Source organism: Microcoleus sp. K5-D4 (genome assembly GCF_036704575.1).
Classification (GTDB): domain Bacteria; phylum Cyanobacteriota; class Cyanobacteriia; order Cyanobacteriales; family Microcoleaceae; genus Microcoleus.
The window spans coordinates 1-25370 of the sequence record NZ_JAUBSD010000037.1; the positions used below are offsets into that span (position 1 = coordinate 1).

Sequence of the window (25370 nt, forward strand, 5' to 3'; positions counted from 1 at the left end):
GAATTTAACAGGCTTTTCAATTCACCTATCATTTTCAGTTTGTTTTGTCAACTCCTAATACTGAACCGACGCCCTAGATACACTAGCCAAATGTGCCACAAGTGCAATCATATTCACCCTGTACAGGGTGAGTCTTATAGGAATGGCAAAAAGTTTGCTTGTGGTCATTGTGGATGGAAAGGTGATCCCGACTTAAACGGCAGTAAGAATATTGCTGCTATTGGGGCTTTGGTAAATAAGCCCGAAGGTTCGAGGTTATTTTGCAATTTGCAAGATCATTTCAGGGCTATTGAAAGCCCACACTGTAACTGTACTCAGGTCAGTGCTGGGTAATTTACATCAGCATCCCCGCGATACAAGCAGTCATAAAACAAGCCACAGAGCCAGCAATCATCGCCCTCAAGCCCAACCTCGCCAAATCGCCTTGCCGCTGCGGAGCCATCGCGCCAATTCCCCCAATCTGAATCCCGATCGAACCAATGTTAGAAAACCCGCACAAAGCATAAGTCGAGATAATTTGCGATCGTTCAGAAATCGCCTGTTGTTTCACCAATTCCATCAAATCTAAATAAGCAATAAACTCATTCAAAATCGTTTTTTTTCCCAAAACAATCCCCACCGCTGCACAATCAGCCCAAGGCACCCCCATCAGCCAAGCAACCGGAGCCATCAAATAAGCAAAAATTAATTCTAGCGACAACTGAGGCAAACTAATTAGCCCTCCAAACCACCCCAAAAGCGCATTAAAAAAAGCCAACAAACCCAAAAAAGCAATCAGCATGGCTGCCACATTCGCCGCCAACTTCAACCCGTCGCTAGCACCCGGAGCCGCCGCATCCACAGCATTAGCATAAACCTTTTCCACCTTCACCTCCACCTCCCCAGCAGTCAGCGACTTTTCAGTTTCTGGGTAAAGCAATTTAGAAATAGCCAAAGCTGCTGGTGCAGACATCACCGACGCCGCAATTAAATGTTGAGCCGGTACTCCAAAAGAAATATAAGCTGCCATGACTCCGCCGGCAATTGTGGCAAATCCTCCCGTCATGACAGCATGGAGTTCCGAGAGCGTCATTGCCGCCAAATAAGGTTTAATTAACAAAGGAGCTTCCGTTTGCCCGATAAAGATATTCGCAGCACAAGAAAGCGTTTCTGCGCCAGAAGTTTTCATGGTTTTAATCATCAACCAGGCCACTGCTTGGACAACTCGCTGCAAAATGCCGTAGTGATAAAGTAGGGTGATAAACGAAGAGAAAAAAATGATAGTCGGCAGCACTTTAAAAGCGATAAAGTGTTCGGCAAAATTGTCTCCAAAGATAAACTTCGCCCCCACATCAGAAAAATTGAGAAACTGCGTCACCAAATCTGCCAAAAATTTAAAGACAGCCAAACCAGGAGCAGTTTTGAGAATCAAAATAGCAAAAATTAGCTGTAATGCAATTCCCCACAGTACGGGTGGCCACTTGACAGCGCGCCGATTAACTGAAAAGGCGTAGGACAAACCGACAAAAACAGCTAACCCGAATACAGAAATAAGTCGTTCCATTTAGCAATTTTTAGAGAATGTGGAGGAAGCATTTATCGTTACCAAGCTCTGGTAATCCAGGTTAACAGTCCGATCGTACTTTATCTCGTTTCCGGAGGTGGCCATGAGTTCGCGGCGCGGGGCGCACAGCCCCGGAGAGGGTATAATACACGATGCAGTCCGATCGCATACAATCTGGGCCAGTTTCGCTTACAATAAAAGGCTAAACCTCAAAATTACGGCGCAGCCTCATTGCTGCTACTTTTATGTCTCTACCTATAGTTGCTATTATTGGACGCCCCAATGTAGGCAAATCGACGATCGTCAACCGTTTAGCCAACACCCAAGACGCGATCGTCCACGACGAAGCAGGAATCACGCGCGATCGCACTTACAGACCAGCATACTGGGGCGATCGGGAATATCAAGTCGTAGACACCGGCGGGCTAGTATTCGACGACGAGACAGAATTTCTGCCTTTAATTCGCGAACAAGCAATGGCAGCCCTGGCAGAAGCCAGCGCAGCCATTTTCGTAGTAGACGGACAAACGGGACTCACCGGCGGCGACGAATCGATCGCATCTTGGCTGAGACTGCAAAAAGTCCCAGTCATTCTCGCCGTTAACAAATGCGAATCCGAAAATACAGGGCTTACCCAAGCAGCCGACTTTTGGCAATTGGGACTGGGAGAACCTTACCCAATTTCCGGCATTCACGGCAACGGCACCGGCGAATTGCTGGACAAATTAATTACTTACCTTCCTACAGAAGTATTACCAGAAGTTGAGGAAATTAAAGTAGCAATTATCGGTCGTCCCAACGTCGGCAAATCGAGTTTGTTAAACGCATTTCTAGGAGAAAATCGCGCTATAGTCAGCCCGATTTCCGGCACAACCCGCGACGCGATCGACACCTTAGTAGAACGCAACGGTAAAACCTACCGCCTGATCGACACAGCCGGAATTCGTAAAAAGAAAAACGTCGAATACGGCGCAGAATTTTTCGGGATCAACCGCGCTTTCAAAGCCATCCGCCGCGCCAACGTCATACTGTTAGTAATTGACGCAATAGACGGCGTTACCGATCAAGACCAAAAATTAGCCGATCGCATCAGCGAAGAAGGTCGCGCCTGTATCATAGTCGTCAACAAATGGGACGCAGTAGAAAAAGACTCCGACACCATCTACGAGTACGAAAGAGAAGTAAGAACCCGACTTTATTTCCTCGACTGGGCCGAAATGATTTTTGTTAGCGCCATGAGTGGACAGCGAGTTGAAAAAATCATTGAATTAGTAGACAAAGCCTCCGACGAACACAAACGTCGCGTCCCTACCGCCGTGATTAACGAAGTCATAGAAGAAGCCACAACCTGGCACTCAGCCCCAGTTACCCGCCAAGGAAAACAAGGCAAAATCTATTACGGTACTCAAGTGCGATCGCAGCCACCGACAATCGCGCTATTTGTCAATGATCCCAAACGCTTCACCGAAAATTACCGCCGCTACATGGAAAGCCAATTCCGCAAACATCTAGGCTTTACCGGTACACCAATGCGGCTACTTTGGAGAGGCAAAAAAGTTCGTGCCACAGAAATGAGCACAACAAACAGAGCACTGCGCGTCAAGTAATTTTCGATTTTAGATTCAATAAAAAACGCAATTTAACGACCAAAGCAAATTGCGTTTTTTTCTATTTTCTTCCTTCTCTTCCTTCTTGGCGTCCTTCGCGTCTTCGCGGTTCAATAAATTAGTATTATTAATAATCGACAATCTAAAATCTAAAATCTAAAATCCCAAGATGGACTTACTTCGATCGCTCCCCATAGGACTTTACCTAGAACAACCAGTAACCTGGCTTCACAGGCTAGACTCCCGCGTAAAATTAGCTTGGTTGATGACATTTCTGATTGCACCAATACTCGCCAATCCCCTCTGGCGGTTGATGCTAGTAGGAATGTTAATCTTACTGACACTAACAGCAGCAATTCCCTTGCGCGTGTGGAAACAGCAAATGGGAATGCTGCTGCTATTCTGCCTATTAGTATTTTGCCTCAGCGCGATCGCCCCCGACGGACTCCCCGCAGAACACCAGCCCCGCATCCCCGCCGACGAATTAACCTTTTCCCAACAGCCGGCAACCCTTCGGGCCCCTCAAAAGCCCAAACCCTGGTACCAATCTTTTAACTTAGGCTCAAACTCCCCAATCCCCAATAATCCCAAAGCCCAAAGCCCAAATCAACTCCCCCAACCCACAAACTACCGTTACGTTGTATTCAAACAAGGCCCGATTAAAATCACCCGCAAATCCCTAGATTTAGCTATCAACGTCAGCACCCTATTTTTCACAGTAATTTACAGTACCAACCTCTACCTTCTCACCACAGCCAGCGAAGAAATTACCGCCGCCATTGAAAACTTAATGCAGCCTCTGCGCCGCTTGAACTGGCCTGTTACCGAAATAGCCTTAACATTAACTTTATCTTTGCGATTCATTCCCCTAGTATTGGAAGAAATACAAAATTTAGTGCGATCGGTCAGAACCCGAGCGATAAACTGGAAAAAACTCGGATTTCGCAGCGCCGCTCAAGTGTGGTTGATGATAGCGGAGCGGCTGTTAGAAAACTTGCTCCTGCGAGCTGAACAAATAGCCAGCGCGATGAAAGTTCGCGGCTTCACCAGTCCCGATCGACACCGTGTAGAATGGCACCAATTGCAATTGAAAATCCGAGATTGGATCGCCCTCGGATGCTTGATCGTCCTCTGGAGCGCCCGCTTCGTTTGGGGTTGGGACAGTTGAGATTTGAGATTTGAGATTTGAGATTGATTGATTGATTGATTGATTGATTGATTAGATTTGAGATTGAAGAATTGGGAAGGACTGATTCGAGTTTCAGATATCGGGGCTCTTCACGAGGGATTGGCCCTACAAGAGAATGAAACAGCCCTGGATTCGAGCGGGGTTTGGAGGACGAGCCGACATTTGAGTAAGTTTTGTCTGGTACGCGACAGTCCTGCTAAAGTAATGGAGACAAATATTTAGAGAACCAAGACCTTGAACATCTATCTTGGGACAGATATCGTATATGTTCCGCGCATACAAGCCGCATTAGACCGGTTTGGCGATCGCTTCCTCGAAAAAGTTTACACGCCCGCCGAACAAAGGGATTGCGGGCAACTAAATTCTCAACACAGCAGCATTAAAGGTAAAATGAATCGAGTTTCCTGCAACCAACTAGCGGGGCGCTGGGCAGCAAAAGAAGCCGTTGTCAAAGCTCTAGGCACGGGATGGCGGGGAATACGGTATGCAGATGTGGAAATTCGGCGCTCCGAAAACGGTGCTCCCAAGGTGCAACTGCACGGAACCGCAGCAGCACAAGCCTCTGTTTGGGGAAATTGCCAGTGGCAATTGAGCCTCAGCCACGACGGAGACTATTGCACGGCTACGGCGCTCGCCCTTTGTACCCCGCCGTCAAACAACGCCGTCGGGCGATCGAGTGAAACTAAAATCTAAAATCTAAATCTTTAATCTAAAATTGATCGATTGTGAGCGTGAATGACTACCGAAACTTACCTGAATCATCCAAACTTTGGCCTCCTCTTCAGGGTATCCCAGGTTGAAGACAGCCAAGAATTATTTACCACCCTATACGCCCAGCGCCTGTTTTTTTTGGTGACAAACGGCCCTGGCGGGCTGAGATTTGAACCAATCAGCCGATCCGACGCTCGCCTCATGGTCGAAATTCGCCTGCGAACCCTGCGTCGCAGCGGTCAATATCAAGAGTACGACCAATTGCAGACCATTCACCAGCGCACGTTTCAATAACGAAAATCAGTAATTTGGTAATTGGTAACTGTCTTAATTTTCATTCCCTCCAGTTCCCAGCGTTGAGTACCCATGACCATAGCCTCTCGAATTAACAGCATTCGCCAACAGTTGCCCGAATCAGTGCGGTTAATTGCCGTTACCAAACAGGTACCGACTGATGCTATCCGCGAAGCATACGACGCCGGTATCCGGGATTTTGGCGAGAGTAAGGTTCAAGAGACTGCCGAAAAACAAACTCAACTGCAAGATTTGCCGGATATCAACTGGCACTTGATCGGCCACTTGCAAGCCAACAAAGCCGCCAAGGCCTTAGAGCATTTCCAGTGGATTCACTCTCTCGACAATTTAAAACTCGCTCAGCGACTTTCGCGCTTGGCGGGGGAAATGTCCTGCTCTCCCCAAGTCTGCCTGCAAGTCAAAATGTTGCCCGACCCGGACAAATACGGCTGGAGCGTTCCAGAACTGCTGGCCGACCTTCCAGAACTCAGCAAATGTCAGCATATCAAAATTCAAGGTTTGATGACAATTCCTCCGCTGGGATTAGATGACTCGCAAATCCTAGAATTATTTAACAGCACTCACGAACTTGCACAGAAAATCCAGCAGCAAAATTTGCCCTGCATTCAAATGCAGCAGCTATCGATGGGGATGTCGGGGGATTATCATTTGGCAATTCAAGCAGGTGCTACTATGGTACGGCTAGGACAAACCTTATTTGGCTCTAGGAGGGGATAAATAATTGAAATCTTCTAATAAAGACAATTTAGGTTAAATATAGAGTAGTCAGCCGCCAGCGACTAACGCGCAACGCGAGTATAGTCGGGGCAGCCAAGTCGTGAAGGAGCGTGAATCATGAATATTTTTTCTAAACTGCGAGATTTTGTAGGCATCAACAATGAGCCTGAGTACGATGACGTTTACGACGAAACGGAAGGGGAGCGCTATCAGAACTTCTACCAAGCGCCTGAACCGAACCCCGCTGCCGTCGCAGCAGCAGAAGAAGAACGTCGTCAAAATCGTAGAATGCGGGAGCGGTCAGTAGTAGGATCGACAGGTATGGATGTCGTTGCACCAACCGGCGGAGTAGGGTCAGTAATGAATAACGTGATAGGAATGCCTGGAGCTATGAACGGGATTTCGGAAGTAGTAGTAATGGAGCCGCGCACTTTTGAAGAGATGCCGGCAGCAATTCGAGCCCTTAAGGAACGGAAGTCTGTGGTTTTGAACCTGACGGTGATGGACCCAGACCAAGCGCAAAGAGCTGTGGACTTTGTGGCGGGCGGTACTTATGCCCTGGACGGTCATCAAGAGCGAATTGGTGAAAGTATTTTCTTGTTTACGCCTAGCTGCGTGCAGGTGAGAACTCAGTCTGGTGTGGTTCACGAAGTTCCTCCTGCTCAAGGACGCCCTCGTCCTGCTGCTCCTGCACCAACAGTCTGGCCGGCAGAACAAGCTCCAATCGCTCAGTAGTCAGTAGTTAGTAGTCAGTTGACAGTGGTGAGTAGTCAGTAGTCAGTAGTCAGTAGTTAGTAGTCAGTAGTCAATAGTTAACAACTAATAACTGTGGAATAAACACTGCGGATTAATAACATTAGCTAACAACTAAGTAACCAATGACAACTGACAACTGACAACTGACAACTGACAACTCAAAAGTGACAAGTGACAACTGACTAATGACTAACATAAAATTTGGTACGATCGGAGGCGGGGTAATGGGAGAAGCTCTCTTATCCCGCTTAATTGCACAAAAAGTTTATTTGCCTTCAGAAATCTTGGTGAGCGACCCACAACTTCAACGTCGCCAATTTTTGACTGAAACCTACGGGATTGGAACAACAGCCAGCAATCTAGAAGTTGCTGCCGCTACAGAAGTGCTGTTTTTGGCGATTAAACCGCAAGTTTTTGATACGGTAGCTTTGGAGTTGGCCGTGGCGGCCGATCGCAAACAGGGAAATAATGGAGAAACGGCTAATTCCCAGCCAGAAGCGCTGGTAGTGTCGATTTTGGCAGGAGTGCCACTGAGCAAGCTAGAACCCGCGTTCCCAGGGCGGGGAGTGCTGCGGGTGATGCCGAATACTCCGGCCACGGTAGGAGCGGGAATGAGCGCGATCGCCCCGGGAAAACTTGTTCAACCGGCTGATTTAGAATTGGTAAAGCGCATCTTTCAGGCCGTAGGAGAAGTGGTAGAAGTACCTGAGAGTATGCTCGATGCGGTGACAGGGCTTTCCGGTTCCGGGCCTGGTTATGTAGCAGTTTTAATTGAGGCATTGACAGATGGCGGAGTTTGTGCAGGACTGCCACGGGCGATCGCCTCTCAATTAGCTTTGCAAACTGTATTCGGTACGGCAAAGTTATTGCAAGAAACGGGAATGCACCCGGCACAATTGAAAGATCAAGTTACAAGTCCCGGCGGCACGACTATTGCGGGAATTGCTAAATTAGAGAGTAGCGGCTTTCGTTCTGCACTAATCGAAGCAGTGAAAGCAGCTTGTTTGCGTTCTCAAGAATTGGGCAAATAAGTTAGGAATAACGCACAGAAACAATCATAAACGAGTTCAATCGCACTTTAAACCTGCCGCTTTTGCCGTCCGATATTTGACGGGAACAAAAGCTACACCAAACTGTTCTTTTCCACACTTGACAATATGCACTAACTCCGGTTGAAAATTTTGGCGATCGCCGTTCGCATCAAACTCAATATTTCCGGTTGCTCCTGTGGCGCTAAAATTCGGACTCGCAATAGTTTTCTGCATCCCTTCGCGACTGGGTTGCTGTTGGATTTCTATGGCTTTAATTAGCGTCCGAGTTGCATCGTAGGTTAAAGCTGTGCGGTGGTTGACATTTCCTCCCCAAAGCTTTCGAGCATTATCGGCAAATGTGCGGTTGGGAGCAGTTAAAGGATGCCAAGAGGATGATGTCACCAGTTTCTCAAAAGACGGTAACTGGGAAGCGGTTTCTAAGGTTTTCTGGCTATAGATTCCCCCGGTTCCCACTACCCAATTGCGATCGCCATTGGCTTTAATAAGTGCCATTGCATTTTTGACCGCATCCGGGACATGACTCGTAGTTAAGACGATCGCTGTTTTATCACTGCGTTCGACTTCTTGTAATGCTAGTTCAACATTGAAATTTTTCTTACACAAATCGAATTCAGTGATGCTGAAAATATTTCCTCCTGCTTGTCTAAACTGTTTTCTGAATTCTTCCCACAATGAAGAAGTAGCTTGAATCTCAGGACAGTAGAAACCCACCGCTTTTTTCTGACCTGCCTTTTGACTCAGATACTTTTTGAAAGCTTCAGCAGTAATTTGATTTCTAGGGACAGTGCGAAAGAAAAACTTCCGAGGTTTTTCTGTTAATTGTTCAGTTGTACTCCCAGGCGAAATTAAGACCAAGTGATCTTTGTCATAAATATCGACTGTATGCACAGTCATCTTGCTAGTATAGTGACCGACGACACCCAAAATCTCGGTTTGCTTGACGAGTGAAGAGGCCCTAGCTTGTGCCTCTGCTTTCAGATTGGCATCGTCAGCGATAATGACTCTAATACCCTTGCCATTAATGTCTTTACCTGGTAAAAAATCTTGACCTGGAAAGTCGTTATTGTGCTCGGAATTAAAGAGTCCTAGATTGACTTCTGTTTGGGCGTGGGCAATGCCGCGCAGCATTTCTTTAGCCAAATCAGAATTGACAGTACCTCCTTCGGTGTTGCTGATGGGAACGGCAACTGCAATGGTGTAATAATCAGCTTTTTTCACCTTCAAAAGGGCATTATTCAGGTAAATTAAAGTTTCTGGATCTTTGCGTTCTTCTTCGTTCCACGATTGTTTAAATAAATTAAATGCTGATTGATAGTTAGTAGTAAAAAAATCATTAATTCCCCGTTGTTTTAAGCGAGGACTCGATGTTTTTATCAGGATTTCCTCGCCACAACTCACAGCATCTCCCTGGATTAAAGGACAAGTTTGAGGTGTGAAAATTTTGTGTATTAAAAATGCTGCTAGCCCGAGGCATCCTGCGATCGCGATCGGCAAGCAGACTCTCAATGTATCTTGCCATTGGCGTTTAGGCTTCGGCAGCAGAGGTTGTTGTGAAGGGGGGGCAGTTGAGTGCAACGCTGTTAGCGAGATCAAATCCTGCAACACTTCAGCAACAGATTGGTAGCGATCGTTAAAGTGGTAGCGCACCATCTTATTTAAAACTTTTTTCAGCTTGTCGCTAATTTGTACCATCGGGCGATCGTCAGTTGAGTAGTGCCAGACGAGTTCCCCAGTTTTTTTATCATGAAAAAAGTCTTCAATATCTAACCCTGCGATCGCTTGAATGCCGATGATTCCCGCAGCATAGATATCGCTGTTAAATCTTGGTTGATTTTTCCACTGTTCGGCTGGCATATAACCGTCTGTACCGATGACGCGAGTTTGAGTTATTTGACCGTTCTCGATCGCCAAAGTGCCGATCGCTTTTACTGCCCCAAAGTCAATTAACACAATTTTGCCGTCAAGCTGGCGCCGGATTAAGTTTGACGGTTTCAGATCGCGGTGAATAATACCTTGAGAGTGGACGCAATCTAAAACTGACAAAATATCTTGCAATAAATCAATAACTTCTGACTCCTGAAACTGCCTGAGAGATGCAAGTTCTTTGTTGAGCGGATTTCCTTCGATGTATTCTTGAATTAAGTAAAATTTTCCCTGTTCTTGAAAGCGATCGATTAACTTGGGAATCTGCGGACACTTATCGAGATACTTCAGGGTTTTAGCTTCTTTTTCAAATTGGTGCTGTGCTTCCTCCAACAGCCGCTCATCGTTAGATTCAGGAGGGGGAATTTCCTTGACGACGCACAGAGGATTATCGGGGCTGCCCAAAGCGTCGTTAGCCGTATAGGTTTTAGCAAACCCTCCCTCACCTAATTTAGCGATAATTCGGTAGCGATCGCGCAGAATATCCCCTGGATTCAGACACCTAAATTGTTCCATCCCCTTAACTCGCTGCACTCGTTGGTGTCGAGCGTACCACAAATATGACTTTTATGAACTCAAAGTTATGACTTTTATGAACTCAAAGTTATGAATATATGAATTGATTTTGAGATTGGCTTATTTAATAATCTTGGCATCTGAGATTTTAGGAACAAAATATTTTATGGCTTTACAAAGAGACCCATCAGGAGTGCCTCGCTTAGTTGGCGACAATACATCTGAATCTGTTGAGTTATCCGTCGCTAATTCCCGATTCGGAGGTGTAACTAATTTCCCCTCGGGAGTATGGATGCTTGGAGGTGACGATACAGTCATAGGCTCAACAGCTAGCGATTTGGTTTATGGCAATGAAGGGGAAGATATTATCAGAGGGAATTTTGGCAACGATTCTTTACTTGGGGGAAGAGGGAAAGACGCAATATATGGAACTGAAGGCAATGACTCTCTAAACGGAGGTCAAGATGGAGATTTACTTTTTGGTGAGAGTGGCAATGATATTTTATTGGGAGGTAAAGGCAATGATTTTTTAGTCAGCGGTAGCGGAAATGACACTTTGGTGGGAGGCTTGGGTCGCGACTTTTTAGCAGGTTTGGGTGATAGTAGTTCACTCAAAATCGGGGGCAGCAACTTGTACGTCCTTCAAGCAGAATCCGGAGTTAGAGATGTCAATAATGCCGATCTCATTGTAGGTTTCAGACAACCTTTCGATAAAATTGGATTAGCAGGCGGTTTAACTGTGAATGATATAGTGTTGGAAAACTTGACAAATGTGCCAATTACGGTACAGCTAGAATTTCCGCAAGTTGCGGGTTCTGTTGTCACGCCAGAGCAATCACAGCTATTAAAACCCGTATCGATAGTGAGTTCCGGGACTCTGATCAAAGTCAGGAATTCAGGAGATGCAATCGGTTTTGTTGAGGGTGTAACGCCTGTGCAACTGCAAAACAGCATTCTAAACACCATTATCCCTGTTCAGGGATTCTGAGCTGTATAATGCGCTGCCATGCCTGCTATAAAAGCTTAATTGGAGATTGGACAGAGAAATAGTAATCTGCAACCAGCCGTACAACAATACTACCGATCAATCGCTAGCTGCTGTTTCCAATTTCTCTCCAATCCTCGGTTCAGTACCGTTCAAAAGCCGCTGAATATTGCTGCGATGCCGCACAATTACAAATACGCCGCCCGCAAGGCCAAACAATACATAAGCTAGCGGCTGATGTAAAGCAAACATCAATCCAGCCACGCTAATTGCCCCGATAATCGAACTTAAAGAAACAATTCGCGACACCGCAAACACGATTCCAAAAATTCCGAAAGTTCCCAAACCAACAGGCCAGTACAAACCAAGCAAAACTCCCAAACTCGTAGCCACAGATTTACCGCCGGTAAACCCCAGCCAAATAGATTTGCTGTGGCCCAAAACAGCAGAGAAACCCGCCAAAGTTGCCATCCAAGGGATGACTGTTTCAGTATTTTCTAAACCTGCGGCGGTTGCTAGCTGGCTGGTAAAATCGAGCGAGTAAATGTAGCGGATTAGGACGATCGCACTTACCCCCTTCAACACGTCAACCAGCAACACCCCCAACCCCGGCCACTTACCCAAAGTCCTCAGTACGTTAGTCGCACCAGTCGAACCCGAACCAACCTCTCGAATATCAATTCCTAGCATCCATTTCCCCAAGGCGTAACCAGTAGGAATCGATCCCAGCAGATAAGCTGCTATTAGCAATGCGCCATTTAAAATTATCCAGCTAGCCATTTTTTAATTTGAGATTTCGTGTACTTTTAAATTTTGCAACCTTTCCCCTAGCATAATTAGCAATTAGCAATTACTCATTAGCAATTACCAATTACCAATTACCAATTACCAATTAAAAATCCTTAGCAGCCATCAAAGTTTGCGGATCGGCAGCAAAGGCCAGCCATAGCGGAAATTGCAGGATTGACAAACTAATTAAATCCTCAGTTTCATCAATGACAATTAGCGGCAATTTGCCATCTTTCACCAGTCGATCGGCTTTTTGAGCCAAAGCTTCCGCCGACTCAAACATAATAATCCCCCTTTCCGGGCCAAAATCGCTGCGAGTAATGCCCAAACAGTCCTGCAAACCCCGGCGCCACTCTCCCAAACGTTCGGGACTGTTGGCGAGCACCAAAGTCCGCACCCGTCCACCGTAGACGCTTCTGAGTACAGAAATAATTGTCGAAGTAATCAAGATATTTTGCAAGCGCGAGCCCATAGTTCGCAAAGCACCCCTTCCTCCTTGGGTGAAAAACCAGTTAGAAACTCGTTCCGCGTGGATGGGTTCAAAAGTGCGACGGAGTTGCCAAGGCGGGCCGTAGTAGTCGGGGACAGTGCGATATTGATCGAGGGTGCGGCGAATTTGTTTGGCTTGTTCTTGAAATCCCTGTTCGGCAAATTTGGGATTTACCGGTGCTGAGGATTGAGACTCCTCAGCAGGAATTTGCTTGGGTGTCTCTTGCATCGGTGGGGTCAAATCTAAGAGTTCGGCGGTGGCGGCCAAATCCTGCAAACTGCCTACTAAATAGTCTTTGAAACCCTGGACTCGAATTGCTAAATCTTGGGAAACGCCGGCAAAAGTGGTTCGCATTTCCTTCTGAATTCGATCGCGCCGGCGTTCGAGTTTTTCTACTTCGATTTGTAGCGCTTGTTTGCGCTGATCTAATTGAATCAAGCCGTCTTGTACCAAACGCCCGATCGATGCTTGAGCCTGGCCCAACGCTTCTATAGCATTGGCTTTGTCGGCTTCCAAGGCTGCAATTTTTTCTGTCAAAGCTTGTTCTTGCTGCTGCAATTCTTTGACTCTCTCTGCCAACTGTTCGGTAACATTTTCTGGGATGTGCGTTACCGTTTCTGCGGTTGCTGTTGGCTGGGAGTCTGTTGGAGGCTCGATTTGAGCGATCTGACTTTCTGATTCGCGATAGTCGGTGTTGGGCGGAATTTGGGCGATTGCGCCTGCTGGGTCCACGAATTGGGCGATTTCGGCATCTTCCTCGCCCAGCGGCAGGTCTGTTTCGCCCGGGAGTTGGGCGGCGGACTCCTGAAGCTCGATCGACAAATCCGGTGTTTGAGATGGAAGTTGGTACTCCGTCTCATTCACGGGTAAATTGACTTCGCCGTCAGCGGTGGGCGCGTCTGGTTGTGGTTGCGGTTCTTGGGTTGGAGATTCGTCTGAATTCATGGGAAATTTGGTTCGGCGTAGGGCTCGGAAAAGTTAAAAATTTAAAATTAACAACTTTTTTAGTCTTGACGGGGACAACGCTGTTCTAAGCAGGTCTGTAGCATTTTACGATCGAACAGAACCGGCAGAAAGTGAATGCTGTTAATTTCTTTGAAATAGAACAAAATCGGCACAGCGGGCCAAAATATCCGCCAATTTTGCCATTCTCGGTAAGGAAAGCGGCGGATTAAGTTGGACGATCGATAAATGTCCAAATCGGTTGGGGTAAATTGCAGCCGGAGGGTGGCGGTTTGGTACATCAGAAACAAGCCGAACAGCGAAAGCGGCAAACTTGCCCACTTTTGCACGAACAGCAGCGGTAGGGCCGCCAGTACCAGGACTAAGGGAATCGCATAACTCGGAGCGAGTTCGATCGTACTTGTCGGCGCAGTCGAAGAGGCAGTGGTATTCACGGGTTTAAATCAAGGGTAGTAAACTAATGTTGCCAATTATTCATATTTTATCTGTTTCCTAGCTTACAAGCCTTTGAGTACGCTAGAGCCCGTCCCCTGAAACATCAGCCAAGTCAGGAAAAAGTTCACAATAAAAATAGCCAGTAAAGCCGTCACCACCGCCGTAGTAGTCGATTGACCGACGCCTTTTGCCCCGCCGGTGGTGGTCAAACCCCAGCTAGTGCCGATTACAGCAATCAAGCCACCGAATACAAAAGCCTTAATTGCCGCGCTGCAAATATCCCACAGACTCAGGAAATTGCGGACTGATTCTAAAAACACGCTTTGAGAGATGCCGTACATTGTGGTAGCAATCAGCAGTCCGCCGATAATGCCGGTGACGAGACACATGATCGTTAAAATTGGCAGCATCAAGCAGCAAGCCAGGACGCGGGGAATTACTAAATAGTCGATCGGGTCTGTTCTGAGCATCAGCAGGGCATCTATCTGTTCTGTTACCTGCATCGTGCCGATTTCCGCTGCAAAAGCCGAACCTACCCGTCCCGTCACGATGACGGCTGTTAAGACGGGGCCGAGCTCGCGAGTCAAAGACAAAGCTAAAACGCCACCGACGACATTGCCGGCCCCGAGGTTAATAAACTCCCTCGCTACCTGGATAGTAAATACCATGCCGACAAAACCCGCAGTCAGCAAAGCAATCAGCAGAGATTCCGGGCCGACTGCTGCCATTTGGTCGATGGTGTTGCGACGGTGAATTTTGCCCTTCAGCAAGTGCAGCATGACTTGGCCGCCCAATAAAATTGCTGCCAGCAACCGCTGACTCCACAAACTGAGGCTCGAAGATGTAGTGGTGCTCAAGGGGATTTCGAGTGTAGAACAACTGCAAAAAATGAAATCTATCTACAAATCTTAAACAAGTTTTTTCTATAACATTTAAGATTTCTGACAGAACTGGCCACTGAGGGCGATCGCTGCCTATCGTAGAAAAGGACAAGTTTTGTTTGCTTGCACCTTTCGGCAGTTTAGCTGAATTTACTGACTCTTATGAGCATTTTTCCCAATTTTCTTCGCTCTGTACTGCTGACCAGCCTGTTGAGCTTTGTCGCTCCCGTATTGTTAATCGGCGCGGGATTGACTAGCTTTTCGCTGATCGGCTTCGTGCCTGCTCTCCAAGGAGTTGGTCGTTCTGGAGAAGACATGATTTTGCAGTTCTTAGCTACTTTTGGCAGCGGCTGTCCCCTCCAGGGCTTTTTCGTCATTGGTCTAACTTTTGGTTTAGTGGGTGCTTTGTTTGATACCTACGCTTCTTATCAGCATTCGCGGTGGAGTTAATTTTGTTTCGTTATATGTCGAATTTAAGATTTTAGGTTGGGAATTCTAAATTAAATCTAAAATCTCAAATTGTTGGGTTCCGATGCGATCGAATACCGCCACCTGCAATGACTTCGCCCACAAACGGATAGTTGCTAGCAGACAGGAGTGGTGGAGAGCCAAAAATTTTAGACCAAAGTTAAAATTTCCCGAGTCATGTGTGGAGTCAATCTCAAATCTCAACTCTCCAACCTCAAATCGGCTGACTTCGCCTAAAAACGGATACTTGAAATTTTAGACTCTTGGTCAAACTTCCAGATTCATCTGTGGAGTCAATCTCAAATCTCAACTCTCCAACCGACTCCCTCAACATTATTGCTCGCAAATGTTCGGTAATGCGATCGGCCTTTTTGCGGAAAACCGAATCCCCCAGTTTCTGGAGCTGGAATATATTAAATACAGGTTGAGTCAAATGTTTCTCAACCCTAAAAACTTCAGATAGTCGAGGTATTAGTTATGGCACTTATTCGTTGGGAACCTTTGCGGGAAATGGACTCCTTGCAACGAGAAATGAATCGGTTGTTTGATAGCTTGACACCGGCCACCGATCGCGCATCTAACGGTGTTGCTTTTGTACCCCCCGCCGAACTCGATGAAACTCCCGAAGCCATCCACCTTAAATTAGAAGTTCCGGGCATGGAAGCTAAGGATTTGGACGTACAAGTAACCGCAGAAGCTGTTGCTATTAGCGGCGAACGCCGTCTGGAAACTAAGAGTGAAGATAAAGGCATGACTCGCTCTGAGTTCCGCTACGGTTCGTTCCGCCGGGTGATTCCCCTACCCGCACGGGTTCAAAATGACAGCGTAGAAGCTGAGTACAAAAATGGAGTTTTGCACCTGAATTTGCCCAAAGCGGAAGCAGAAAAGAACCGCGTGGTGAAAGTGCAAATCGGCGGCTAATAATTGTTTCCTGCTTTAGTTAGTTTTAGTTAATGAGTAGGGGGGCGCAAAGCACCCCCTATTTGTTTTGGGAATTGATAATTGGTCATTGGGAATTGAAAATTTGGTCGAAAAGCATTGGCCATTGCGAATTTTAGGAATGATTCTTCCTTTATCCTTTATCCTTCTTCCTTCTTCCTTCTTCCATCCATTTATCCGTTACATCCGTTACCTCTTCTGAAAGCGAATCCGTTGCCGAACTTCCTTTTTCCGATTCGGTAACTGTGCTAAACTCGAAGAGGCAATGGTTGGTGAGGAGACTTGCGTGCCGAGTCAGGGAGTGGGAGGAAATGGAATTGCATCTGAGTTTGGAGACTTAACTGGGATGACTCGCCAAGAAGTCGATGACTTTTTGCGCGGACTGGGTGCTAAGGTAAAAAGTTCTTCAGGAAATTATGTTGAATACAAATTTTCTGACAGGTCAAAAGTCATAATCCGCACTAATAGTGAAGTTGTTCGCCTGCCAGCACCGCGATATGGCTCAGATGGTAGAAGAATAAACTGGGGTTTGCGTCTTGACAAAGATGGTAGCGTACTCCAAACACGCGATGAATTTGGCAATCAGATTCCTGATACGCACATTACTGGAGAAAAAGTGAGTAATTAATATGCCTGATGACTACAACTTGCTTAATTTAGGTGGACTTACATCCCTCGTGAAAAATGTCCATGTGTCTTTGTGGGGGAATGAAGTATTACTGGAATGTATTTACGATCCTACAGGCGATCGATTGCCTTACTCTTTAGTTTTTCAAGACTGCCGAGAAATTATGTGGGAGGTGCATGATGAAGAGGAAGTAAATGAACCATTAGCTGATTTGATTGGTTTTCATTTGGGTGAAGACGCGCACCGGAAACCAGCTTTAATTCATACGGATATTTTTGAAATTTCAATTGTGTACGGCAGTTTTAGCATACAAAAGGGAGAAAACCTAAATACTGAAGTAGCAGATTTTAAAACAGAGGTTTTGGTATCACAATCGCCAGCAGTCTTGTAACAATTGAAAAGCACCGCGCCGTTAAATTGCCAAGCGGTTAGTAATATTATATCTGGTAAAATAACTATTACAGGACTTACGCACTCCGACTCATCAAAACTTGTTTTTTTACCTAATATTCGGGTTTTTACGAAGTATTATCGTAACAAACCCGGTTTCTGGACCCCCATGCGTAAGTTCTATATTATTAGGTTTGTAGTGAGGGCTGAAGTCCTCATCAAAAATCTGAGGATTGAACTCCTTACTACAAAATCATTACCAATTTTTCAAAAAAGACAGTAGGTATTGTTGCCCGCCTCAGTTTACGATACTTAATAGAACTTTTTTCCCAGATGAGGTAAAACATAATGCCTGATATTGTTGATATTGCCGTAGGTGCGGGTTCGTTCCAAACCCTCGTAACAGCCGTGCAAGTAGCTAATTTAGTAGACGCGCTCAAAAGTCCGGGCCCTTTTACTGTCTTTGCACCCACTGACGATGCTTTTGCGAAATTGCCGCCAGGAACAATCACAACCCTAGTGCAGAACGTTCCCCAACTCACTAGGATTTTGATGTTTCACGTCGTCTCCGGCAAGTTTATGAAAGCTGATTTGGCAAAACTCGGTTTTGTTACTTCCTTGGAAGGTTCGCCGATTAAAATTGATTGTTCTGACGGTTTTGAGGTGAAAAATGCTACAGTTGTCGCTGCGGATATCGAAGCTGATAACGGTGTGATCCATGTGATCGATAACGTAATTTTAATGGGATAATTTCGCCGTTTAATCTCGCTGCGGGAGCCAAGCAGGTGCTTTGCGGTGCCGCTTTGCTCCCGATCGCACGCTTTTTTTTTATCGGTTGAAGGTAATTTCAATATAAAAAAGTTGTTTTTTCGGCGGATGTATTTTAAGATGATTGTTTGAAAAAGTTTAAAAATCAATAATTATAATATAAGCAAACCAGTTTGGTGAGCACTATGCAAATCCTAGCCGCCAGCCTCAAAGCAAAAGTCCGCCAGCGTACCTTGGAACTGCAAGTTCTCAATGAACTTACTGCAAAAGTTCAAGCCGCTCTCAGTGTTGAGGAAATTTGGTCTGCGTGTCTGGCACATCTCGATCGCCTCATTCCCACACAGGCGATCGCAATTTTGACGCTACCGGACGATCAAATATATCTGGAACACTTACAGCCGTTAAGTGCTAGCACCAAAGCCGAAATGGAAGGGCGCTTGCAAGCTGCTCGCGCTGAATGGCTTGCTGGCAATCGGGACTGGGCGCACAACATCACTCCGCCACCAATTGCTCAGTTTCAGTCGGTCTTGATGGCACCAGCCAACCTGGATGAAAGTGAAGAATTGTTGGGAGTATTTTTCATTGGTGCAGAGCAAGCAACTGCTTTTAATTTGGAACACCTTTGTTTGCTCCACACTGTAGCTCAAATTTGTGCAAAACAGTTAGTAACTTTAGCACGTCAAACGACCAGTGCCAAGGATAGATTTCAAAATAATTTTGCTCTGGATTCGGAAAGTCAAGAACTATTGTTGCGGGCTGTAATGGACGAGGCTCCGGACAGAGTGTTTGCGAAAGATAGAAACTTTAGATACATTTTTGTCAATCAAAGTTTTGCTGAATATTTGGGGAAAAATGTTGAGGAAATTATCGGCAAAGATGATATTGAATTAGGTTTTTCAGCCGAATTAGTATTTGGCGATCGCAACAACTCAATTAGGGGCATCCGCGAGGAAGATCGAGCTGTGCTGGCTGGGGAGAGGGTTCGCAATCCCTACCAGGCGATCGTCTTTGAAAATGGCAAACAGCACGTCTTTGATACGCAAAAAGTGCCGCTGTGCGATGTAGAGGGTAATATATTTGGGGTTTTGGGTTTTTCTAGAGAGATTGGTCAATTGCAGGCCACAGATGAAGCCAGGAATCAAAGCCAAGCCAAACTGCAAAAAATTACTGCTAGCGTACCCGGTACGGTATATCAAATTGACTTGCATCCAGATGGCTCGATGGCCTTCTCGTTTGTGAGTGCGGGCTGCCGAGAATTGTATGAAATAGAACCCGAGGCTGCTCAGCAGGATTTTAATGTAATTGTTGACATGATTCATCCCGAAGATCGAGATGATTTTCTCAACTCGGTGACGCTTTCTGCTGAAAATTTGCAGCCTTGGCGGTGGGAAGGAAGAATTGTCACTCCGTCAGGAAAACTTAAATGGGTGCAAGGAGCTTCCCAGCCAGAATTTCAAGCATCGGGGGAGATTGTTTACTACGGCTTGTTCACGGATATTAGCGGCCGGAAACAAGCTGAACGGAAGCTGCAACTTTATCAACAAATCTTTTTGAAATCCAACGATGCGATCGCGATACTAGACCCCGAAGGCTATTACTTAGAAACAAATCAAGCTCACACGGCTTTGCTGGGTCACAGCGCGTCAAAATTGTGGGGAAAAACGCCTGCCATTCACATGGGAGAACAGGCATTTATGTCTGTGCTGCAAAGCTTGGCGGAAACAGGGAGCTACCGAGGCGAAATGACCTGTATTAAGGCTATGCAAGCAGGAACAGTTGAGGTGGAGGTTTCGGCTTTTGCGGTTTTAAATGATGCTGGGGATGTAGTTTGCTACGTAAATGTCAAAAGAGACATCACCGAACGCAAGCGAGCTGAGGAAAAACTAAAGCTTTACCGAGAAATATTTTTAAACTCCAATGATGCGATCGTCATTATCGATGCTGACGGGTTTTTCCTCGAACAAAATCTTGCTCACCAAACGCTTTTAGAATACACAGACGCGGAATTAGAAGCAGAAGCTTCGCCGCTGCTTGCGGGGGAGCGCTTTTCGGCAATTGCCCAAAGTTTAGCGAAAACAGGAAGTTTTCGGGGCGAAATTACTAACTGCACTAAAAAAGGTCAGACGCTGGCGATCGACGTTGCAGCATACTCTGTGATTAACAACGCCGACGATGTAATTTGTCATGTCTGCGTCAAGCGCGACATTACCGAACGCAAAAAAGGAGAAGAAGAACGGCAAAAATTTGTGTCGCTGATTGAAAACAGCAGCGATTTTATCGGTATGGCTACCCTGAAAGGCAAAACGCTGTTTGTCAACGAAGCCGGACGAAAACTGGTGGGTGTAGAGAATCTTTCGGCAGTGCTTTATTCGGAGATATGGGATTATATTGGGCCCTATTTTCAACAGAAATTCAGTCAAGAGATTTTACCAACAATTATCAGTCATGGCCAGTGGCAAGGCGAAGGTCAAATGCAGCACTTGGGCAACGGACAACCCATTGATGTTGTGATGAATGCTTTTCTGGTCAAGCACCCTCAAACCACCGAACCGCTGTGCTTTGCTGCGGTAATTCGCGATGTCACCGAACGCAAGCAAGCTGAGAGAATGCTGCGCGAACAAGCAGAACAAGAACGGCTGGTTTCGGCGATCGCCCAGCGAGTCCGCCAGTCTCTCAACCTGACTCAAACTCTGAGCACTGCTGTACAAGAAGTGCGACAGTTGCTGGCAACTGACCGCACGGTAATTTATCGTTTTGAGTCCGAGGAAACAGCGCTGGTTGTTGTGGAATCTGTAGGGGATGATTGGATGCCCCTGCTGGGCAGAAAAGTTCAAAGAACATCCTTTGGGGAAAGTTATGTATGGCTGTACAGTGCAGAAACAATTCAAGCAATGGCAGATATTTATACTGCCAATTTGAGCGAGGAACACCGAGATTTACTTGCTAGTTTGCAGGTAAGGGCTAATTTAGTTGTACCAATTTTTATAGGCGATGAAAGTCAGGGGTTGGCAGCAGAATATTCGCCGGAAACTCGAATTGAACTGCCGGGAAGGAGTTTGGAAACGAGTCAAAATCGGTTGTGGGGATTGCTGATTGCCCATCAGTGTAGCGCTCCGCGTGTTTGGACTGATTCTGAGATGGATTTGCTGGGAAGGTTGAGCGTGCAGTTGGCGATCGCCATTCAGCAATCTACTCTTTTTGAACAAGCACAGCAGGCCCGAGAAGCAGCCCTAGAAGCGTCTCGAATGAAGTCGCTATTTTTAGCAAATATGAGTCACGAAATCCGTACTCCGATGAATGGAGTGATGGGGATGACTGAATTGCTGCTGAAAACGAATCTTACTCCCGAACAGCTTGACTTTGTACAGACGCTGAAACTCAGCGGTCAAAATTTACTCTCCATCATTAATGATATTTTGGATCTATCCAAACTGGAAGCAGGAGAAATGCGCTTAGAAATACTAGAATTTAACCTGAGTATCTGTATGAATGAAGTGCTGGATTTGTTGGCTACTCCCGCACAAGAAAAAGGTATAGAAGTGGTGGCGCTGATTGACAGCGACGTGCCGGTGCAAATTAAAGGTGATGCAGCGCGGTTGCGGCAAATACTCACTAATTTGATCAACAATGCTATTAAGTTTACAGAAGCAGGAGAAGTTGTAATTGAGGTAGCTAATGCTAGTAATTCTGGGTTATTGGCAGCCAGCGACAATCAGAAAATTTTAGAAAATATCGGAGCGTTAAAAACAGAAAATAATGACTCTATGCTCCTGCTGTTTAAAGTCACAGATACAGGGATTGGGATTGCTCCCGAAGACAAAAAAAAGCTGTTTCAATCTTTTACTCAAGTTGATGCCTCTACGACAAGAAAATATGGTGGCACAGGTTTGGGGCTGGCTATTTCCAAGGAGTTGGTGGAGTTAATGGGTGGGCAAATCGGTGTGGAAAGTACCCCTGGCAAAGGCTCGACTTTTTGGTTTACTGTGCCGACAGTTAATGAAAATTTAACTGCTGTCGGGACAGCGTGCGAAGTGAATTTTGAAACGGTGCTGGCAGGGCGAAAAATGTTAGTTGCCAGCGACAAGCCGACAGTGCGAAAAGTGCTAGTGAGAATGGCTGTTTTGTGGGGAATGGAGGTTGAGGAGGTTGAGAACGGTTGGATGACGATCGCATCTATGTACAAAGCTGTCAGCCTTAATTCCCCTTACGATATCGTTTTGGTTGATATTCAGTTGCCGGAAATGGTGGCGGGGAGTCTCGAACGCTTGAGGATTTCTGAGCCTGCAATGCAGCAAACAAAGTGGGTGGTGCTGACTTCAATGACTCAGCTTGCAGAGGCGAAACGCTTGGTAGATAGCGGTTTTAGCGGGTATTTAACTAAACCTGTGAAAGCTCACCGACTATTTGATTGCTTGGCGAATGCGATCGCCCCGATGACGCTGATTGATGAGCCGCTGCCAAATTCAACGTCCAATCGAGCCTCAGCTATTGACAACCGGGACTTAGCAAGTTTAAAGATTTTGTTAGTTGAAGATACTCCAATCAATCAAAAAGTTGGTCTGAATCAACTCAGAGTTTTGGGATGCGCGGCGGATGTGGCCAATAACGGTGCAGAGGCGGTATCTATGGTTGCTCTGAAAAAGTATGACATTGTGTTGATGGACTGTCAGATGCCGGTTTTGGACGGTTACGAAGCAACGCTGCAATTGCGCCGCCTAGAAGCGGCAGATGTTGCTGCTGGGAAGATGCAGCCGCATCAAAAGACGGTGGTGATTGCGATGACGGCGAATGCTTTGAAGGGCGATCGGGAAAAGTGTCTGGCGGCGGGCATGGACGATTATATTAGCAAACCTATTGCGATTGAAAAGTTAAAATCGGTACTAGAAAATTGGTCCGCCAAGCTAAAAATTGAAACTCCCAAGTTTAAGGGCGAGGAACTTCAAAATTCTGAGCCAGATATCGAATCGCTAGTCGATATGGCACGTCTGCACGAAATTTCGGGCGCTGATTTAGAGTTTGAGCGGGAAATACTGCAAGCTTTTGTGGTGGATACTGGTAGTTATTTAGAAGCTGCTAAGGAGGCGATTGCTTCGGGAGATATGGAGACACTCGCCCGCCACGCTCATCAAATTAAAGGTGTCAGCGCTACGGCGGCCGTGCGGTTAATGCCCAACATGGCAGATCAGCTTCAAAGTCGGGCTGAATCTAATGATTTGGAGGGGGCTACAAGAATCATCGCTGAATTAGAAATAATTCTGGCGGGGGTTGAAAAGTTGGTGGCTAGTGAGTAATGAATCAATTTTGTTTTGAACCGGGCTCTCCAGCCCGATCGCGGACGGCTCTTGGCAGCCCCGCGATCGCTCGCTTGTAAAGATTTTTAATCTTTTATCAAGATATTTATCTCAATGTGAAGGAATTGGGAACTCTTATAACATCTTGTGTGTTGTAACTTATGACACTACTGTATTAAGTTAATGTGGTCAAATATAAAATAATCATTAAGCCGATCGACATAAGGGTGCTTTTCGTCTATCGGCTTGAGACACCAAGACCCGCTTTTCGCTATCCCCGCCCATTAAGTGCGTATTTACGCTCAACGAGGTTTTATGACTCCAGTCATGTTACGCCAACTCTGGTCATTAATTGAGACCACCCAAGCTACTCTGTTAGTCAATTTAGACGATGCGACCTTGGTACAGTGGCTGCTAAAGCAGTTAAAAACGAACTCTGCGCTTAATGGCAAAGAAGCAGATGTGTTGGACGAATACATCCAGTCTCGGCTTTCCCTAATCCGCGATTTAGCTGAGCAGCGGCTCGCACCAGAGCTACTGTGAGCGGATTCAATCAAAATCGGATAAATATTCCAGGGAAGGGCGATGAGCCCTTGCGCTGGGCAGAAATAGCAGAAAAGAAACCGGGTTTCAAGGATAAATCTTAGGTTTGACGACCAGACCTCCAGCCGGAAACCGGGTTTCCAACTCTGGGCTCCCAGTTTGCTCAAAAAAAACAGGCGGGTAGTCGGTGCAGTTGCTGCAGTGCAGCACCGGATGCAGAACGGCTAATTTGAAACCGGAGGCTGTGTAGATCGCCGATCGCCACAGTTCTGACAGCTACAAGGTAGGATTGTCAGGAAAGCGTTCTATTAAAATCTATGCGTAAATGGGGATTTCTGCTACTAGCAAGTGTGTTGTTTGTTGCACCGTTGGCGTCTTGTAGAGATCGATCGGCACAAACCGGACAAACAACCGCAACAACTACTGCCGGCGGCAACTCGCAACAAGGTTCCAGCCGGATAGATACAATTGTCAGCCGCGGCAAACTGATTTGTGGCGTCAGCGGCGAACTGCCGGGTTTTAGCTTTGTAGACGAAAAAGGCAAATACTCGGGACTGGATGTGGATGTGTGCAGGGCTGTAGCGGCGGCAATATTTGACGACCCAGAAAAAGTCGAGTACCGAAAACTCAACGCTAAAGATAGATTTACAGTTTTGCAGGCGGGAGAAATCGACATTCTCAGCCGAAATACCACCTATACCGCGAGTCGCGACAGCACTACCGGAATGGAATTTGCCCCGGTGATCTTTTATGACTCTCAAAGCATCATGGTCAAAAAAGACAGCGGCATCAAAAGTTTAAAAGATTTTGCGGGCAAATCTATCTGCGTGCAGACAGGTACGAGCACGGAACAAAATTTGTCCGACCAAATGCGAAGATTAGGAGTTAAATACACTCCTGTCGTGTTTGAAGATGTGAATTCTACCTTTGCTACCTATCAAGAAGGTCGCTGTCAAGGTGTTACTGCCGATCGATCGCAACTTGTTTCTAAGCGGACAACTCTGCCGAATTCCGAGAATAATGTTGTTTTGCCGATCGTGATGTCAAAAGAACCGTTAGCCCCAGCGGTGAAAAGCGGCGATCCTAAATGGGCTGACGCGGTGAGATGGGTCGTTTTTGCTGCGATTGAAGCTGAAGATTTGGGAATTAATTCAGGAAATGTAGACCAACTTGTTGCAAGCACTACTGACCCCAGCGTCAAACGTTTGCTAGGAACCGAAGGAGATTTAGGTAAAGGTTTGGGACTCCCGAACGACTACGCCGTCCGCGTTGTGAAGAAAGTGGGGAATTACGGGGAAATGTACGATCGCAACCTCGGCCCGAAAAGTACACTCAAGTTAGAACGGGGTCAAAACAGACTCTGGAAAGATGGCGGTTTGCTTTACTCGCCGCCGTTCCGTTAATTTTAGTTAACAGTTGACAGTTAACAGTTAACTGTTAACTGTTAACAGTTAACCAACAAAATATTTTA

Annotated in this window: 23 protein-coding genes; 17 read left to right on the forward strand and 6 right to left on the reverse strand. The window is 46.3% G+C overall.

What is annotated here, in order from left to right:
- Nucleotides 1–39: 39 nt before the first annotated feature.
- A complete protein-coding gene (locus QUA77_RS13645) occupies nucleotides 40–333 on the forward strand; it encodes a zinc ribbon domain-containing protein (RefSeq protein WP_333450627.1) in 294 nt (97 codons plus the stop codon).
- Nucleotide 334: 1 nt separating this feature from the next.
- Here the strand turns inward: QUA77_RS13645 and QUA77_RS13650 are convergent, their stop codons facing one another.
- The gene (locus tag QUA77_RS13650; protein WP_333450577.1) at nucleotides 335–1543 is read right to left on the reverse strand and encodes a NupC/NupG family nucleoside CNT transporter; all 1209 of its coding nucleotides are present in this window, start codon (nucleotides 1541–1543) and stop codon (nucleotides 335–337) included.
- 245 nt (nucleotides 1544–1788) lie between these two features.
- Here QUA77_RS13650 and der point away from each other — a divergent pair, with 245 nt between their 5' ends.
- The 7 genes from der (at nucleotide 1789) to proC (ending at nucleotide 7869) form a co-directional block, all read left to right on the forward strand.
- Nucleotides 1789–3150, forward strand: a complete 1362-nt coding sequence (der, locus tag QUA77_RS13655; protein ID WP_333036762.1) for a ribosome biogenesis GTPase Der — start codon at nucleotides 1789–1791, stop codon at nucleotides 3148–3150.
- Between the two features lie 169 nt (nucleotides 3151–3319).
- Entirely contained in the window at nucleotides 3320–4318 is a 999-nt protein-coding gene (locus QUA77_RS13660; RefSeq protein ID WP_333450579.1) for an energy-coupling factor transporter transmembrane protein EcfT, read from the forward strand.
- 255 nt (nucleotides 4319–4573) lie between these two features.
- Entirely contained in the window at nucleotides 4574–5032 is a 459-nt protein-coding gene (acpS, locus tag QUA77_RS13665; RefSeq protein WP_333036758.1) for a holo-ACP synthase, read from the forward strand.
- Between the two features lie 42 nt (nucleotides 5033–5074).
- Nucleotides 5075–5344 carry a transcriptional coactivator PipX gene (gene pipX / locus QUA77_RS13670; RefSeq protein ID WP_006634205.1) on the forward strand — a complete coding sequence of 90 codons (270 nt, stop codon included), beginning with the start codon at nucleotides 5075–5077 and terminating at the stop codon, nucleotides 5342–5344.
- Nucleotides 5345–5416: 72 nt separating this feature from the next.
- Nucleotides 5417–6082 (forward strand): YggS family pyridoxal phosphate-dependent enzyme, encoded by a 666-nt coding sequence (locus tag QUA77_RS13675; protein ID WP_333036755.1) that lies wholly within the window; start codon nucleotides 5417–5419, stop codon nucleotides 6080–6082.
- A 117-nt stretch (nucleotides 6083–6199) separates the two neighbouring features.
- Complete coding sequence (locus QUA77_RS13680) at nucleotides 6200–6817, forward strand: cell division protein SepF (protein WP_006634207.1); 618 nt, start codon at nucleotides 6200–6202, stop codon at nucleotides 6815–6817.
- Nucleotides 6818–7023: 206 nt separating this feature from the next.
- Nucleotides 7024–7869, forward strand: a complete 846-nt coding sequence (proC, locus tag QUA77_RS13685; protein WP_333450582.1) for a pyrroline-5-carboxylate reductase — start codon at nucleotides 7024–7026, stop codon at nucleotides 7867–7869.
- A gap of 36 nt (nucleotides 7870–7905) precedes the next feature.
- On the opposite strand, the gene QUA77_RS13690 is transcribed toward proC, so the two are convergent.
- The gene (locus QUA77_RS13690) at nucleotides 7906–10371 is read right to left on the reverse strand and encodes a protein kinase domain-containing protein (protein ID WP_333450584.1); all 2466 of its coding nucleotides are present in this window, start codon (nucleotides 10369–10371) and stop codon (nucleotides 7906–7908) included.
- Between the two features lie 124 nt (nucleotides 10372–10495).
- On the opposite strand from QUA77_RS13690, the gene QUA77_RS13695 reads away from it, so the two are divergent.
- Entirely contained in the window at nucleotides 10496–11317 is an 822-nt protein-coding gene (locus QUA77_RS13695; protein ID WP_333036750.1) for a calcium-binding protein, read from the forward strand.
- A 96-nt stretch (nucleotides 11318–11413) separates the two neighbouring features.
- Here the strand turns inward: QUA77_RS13695 and plsY are convergent, their stop codons facing one another.
- The 4 genes from plsY to QUA77_RS13715 form a co-directional block, all read right to left on the reverse strand.
- Entirely contained in the window at nucleotides 11414–12094 is a 681-nt protein-coding gene (plsY, locus tag QUA77_RS13700) for a glycerol-3-phosphate 1-O-acyltransferase PlsY (protein ID WP_333036748.1), read from the reverse strand.
- A gap of 112 nt (nucleotides 12095–12206) precedes the next feature.
- Nucleotides 12207–13538: a DUF3086 domain-containing protein gene (locus QUA77_RS13705; RefSeq protein WP_333182425.1), complete on the reverse strand. Its 1332-nt coding sequence runs from the start codon at nucleotides 13536–13538 to the stop codon at nucleotides 12207–12209.
- A gap of 59 nt (nucleotides 13539–13597) precedes the next feature.
- A complete protein-coding gene (locus QUA77_RS13710; protein ID WP_333036744.1) occupies nucleotides 13598–13990 on the reverse strand; it encodes a DUF3119 family protein in 393 nt (130 codons plus the stop codon).
- A 63-nt stretch (nucleotides 13991–14053) separates the two neighbouring features.
- Nucleotides 14054–14848, reverse strand: coding sequence for an MlaE family lipid ABC transporter permease subunit (locus QUA77_RS13715; protein WP_333036742.1), 795 nt, complete (start codon nucleotides 14846–14848; stop codon nucleotides 14054–14056).
- A gap of 186 nt (nucleotides 14849–15034) precedes the next feature.
- On the opposite strand from QUA77_RS13715, the gene QUA77_RS13720 reads away from it, so the two are divergent.
- From QUA77_RS13720 to QUA77_RS13755, 8 genes are all read left to right on the forward strand, one after another.
- The gene (locus tag QUA77_RS13720; RefSeq protein ID WP_190656534.1) at nucleotides 15035–15322 is read left to right on the forward strand and encodes a hypothetical protein; all 288 of its coding nucleotides are present in this window, start codon (nucleotides 15035–15037) and stop codon (nucleotides 15320–15322) included.
- 495 nt (nucleotides 15323–15817) lie between these two features.
- Nucleotides 15818–16261 carry an Hsp20/alpha crystallin family protein gene (locus tag QUA77_RS13725; protein ID WP_333036736.1) on the forward strand — a complete coding sequence of 148 codons (444 nt, stop codon included), beginning with the start codon at nucleotides 15818–15820 and terminating at the stop codon, nucleotides 16259–16261.
- Between the two features lie 283 nt (nucleotides 16262–16544).
- Nucleotides 16545–16907, forward strand: coding sequence for a hypothetical protein (locus QUA77_RS13730; RefSeq protein WP_333036735.1), 363 nt, complete (start codon nucleotides 16545–16547; stop codon nucleotides 16905–16907).
- 1 nt (nucleotide 16908) lies between these two features.
- Complete coding sequence (locus QUA77_RS13735) at nucleotides 16909–17298, forward strand: hypothetical protein (RefSeq protein ID WP_333036734.1); 390 nt, start codon at nucleotides 16909–16911, stop codon at nucleotides 17296–17298.
- A gap of 347 nt (nucleotides 17299–17645) precedes the next feature.
- Nucleotides 17646–18047 (forward strand): fasciclin domain-containing protein, encoded by a 402-nt coding sequence (locus QUA77_RS13740; protein WP_006634220.1) that lies wholly within the window; start codon nucleotides 17646–17648, stop codon nucleotides 18045–18047.
- A 203-nt stretch (nucleotides 18048–18250) separates the two neighbouring features.
- Nucleotides 18251–23356 (forward strand): PAS domain S-box protein, encoded by a 5106-nt coding sequence (locus QUA77_RS13745; RefSeq protein ID WP_333450587.1) that lies wholly within the window; start codon nucleotides 18251–18253, stop codon nucleotides 23354–23356.
- Between the two features lie 315 nt (nucleotides 23357–23671).
- On the forward strand, nucleotides 23672–23899 hold the full coding sequence (locus tag QUA77_RS13750; RefSeq protein WP_190656515.1) for a hypothetical protein: 228 nt from the start codon (nucleotides 23672–23674) through the stop codon (nucleotides 23897–23899).
- 317 nt (nucleotides 23900–24216) lie between these two features.
- Nucleotides 24217–25302 carry an amino acid ABC transporter substrate-binding protein gene (locus tag QUA77_RS13755; protein WP_333450589.1) on the forward strand — a complete coding sequence of 362 codons (1086 nt, stop codon included), beginning with the start codon at nucleotides 24217–24219 and terminating at the stop codon, nucleotides 25300–25302.
- The last annotated feature ends 68 nt before the right edge of the window (nucleotides 25303–25370 follow it).

Excerpts from the sequence above, each read along its gene's own strand:
- QUA77_RS13730 (WP_333036735.1), top strand. The coding sequence starts at position 16,545 with ATGGTTGGTGAGGAGACTTGCGTGCCGAGTCAGGGAGTGGGAGGAAAT.
- QUA77_RS13705 (WP_333182425.1), bottom strand. The coding sequence starts at position 13,538 with ATGAATTCAGACGAATCTCCAACCCAAGAACCGCAACCACAACCAGAC.
- QUA77_RS13720 (WP_190656534.1), top strand. The coding sequence starts at position 15,035 with ATGAGCATTTTTCCCAATTTTCTTCGCTCTGTACTGCTGACCAGCCTG.
- pipX (WP_006634205.1), top strand. The coding sequence starts at position 5,075 with ATGACTACCGAAACTTACCTGAATCATCCAAACTTTGGCCTCCTCTTC.
- QUA77_RS13725 (WP_333036736.1), top strand. The coding sequence starts at position 15,818 with ATGGCACTTATTCGTTGGGAACCTTTGCGGGAAATGGACTCCTTGCAA.
- QUA77_RS13675 (WP_333036755.1), top strand. The coding sequence starts at position 5,417 with ATGACCATAGCCTCTCGAATTAACAGCATTCGCCAACAGTTGCCCGAA.
- QUA77_RS13680 (WP_006634207.1), top strand. The coding sequence starts at position 6,200 with ATGAATATTTTTTCTAAACTGCGAGATTTTGTAGGCATCAACAATGAG.
- QUA77_RS13650 (WP_333450577.1), bottom strand. The coding sequence starts at position 1,543 with ATGGAACGACTTATTTCTGTATTCGGGTTAGCTGTTTTTGTCGGTTTG.
- QUA77_RS13745 (WP_333450587.1), top strand. The coding sequence starts at position 18,251 with ATGCAAATCCTAGCCGCCAGCCTCAAAGCAAAAGTCCGCCAGCGTACC.
- der (WP_333036762.1), top strand. The coding sequence starts at position 1,789 with ATGTCTCTACCTATAGTTGCTATTATTGGACGCCCCAATGTAGGCAAA.
- QUA77_RS13660 (WP_333450579.1), top strand. The coding sequence starts at position 3,320 with ATGGACTTACTTCGATCGCTCCCCATAGGACTTTACCTAGAACAACCA.
- QUA77_RS13750 (WP_190656515.1), top strand. The coding sequence starts at position 23,672 with ATGACTCCAGTCATGTTACGCCAACTCTGGTCATTAATTGAGACCACC.
- QUA77_RS13740 (WP_006634220.1), top strand. The coding sequence starts at position 17,646 with ATGCCTGATATTGTTGATATTGCCGTAGGTGCGGGTTCGTTCCAAACC.
- plsY (WP_333036748.1), bottom strand. The coding sequence starts at position 12,094 with ATGGCTAGCTGGATAATTTTAAATGGCGCATTGCTAATAGCAGCTTAT.
- QUA77_RS13735 (WP_333036734.1), top strand. The coding sequence starts at position 16,909 with ATGCCTGATGACTACAACTTGCTTAATTTAGGTGGACTTACATCCCTC.
- QUA77_RS13755 (WP_333450589.1), top strand. The coding sequence starts at position 24,217 with ATGCGTAAATGGGGATTTCTGCTACTAGCAAGTGTGTTGTTTGTTGCA.
- proC (WP_333450582.1), top strand. The coding sequence starts at position 7,024 with ATGACTAACATAAAATTTGGTACGATCGGAGGCGGGGTAATGGGAGAA.
- QUA77_RS13695 (WP_333036750.1), top strand. The coding sequence starts at position 10,496 with ATGGCTTTACAAAGAGACCCATCAGGAGTGCCTCGCTTAGTTGGCGAC.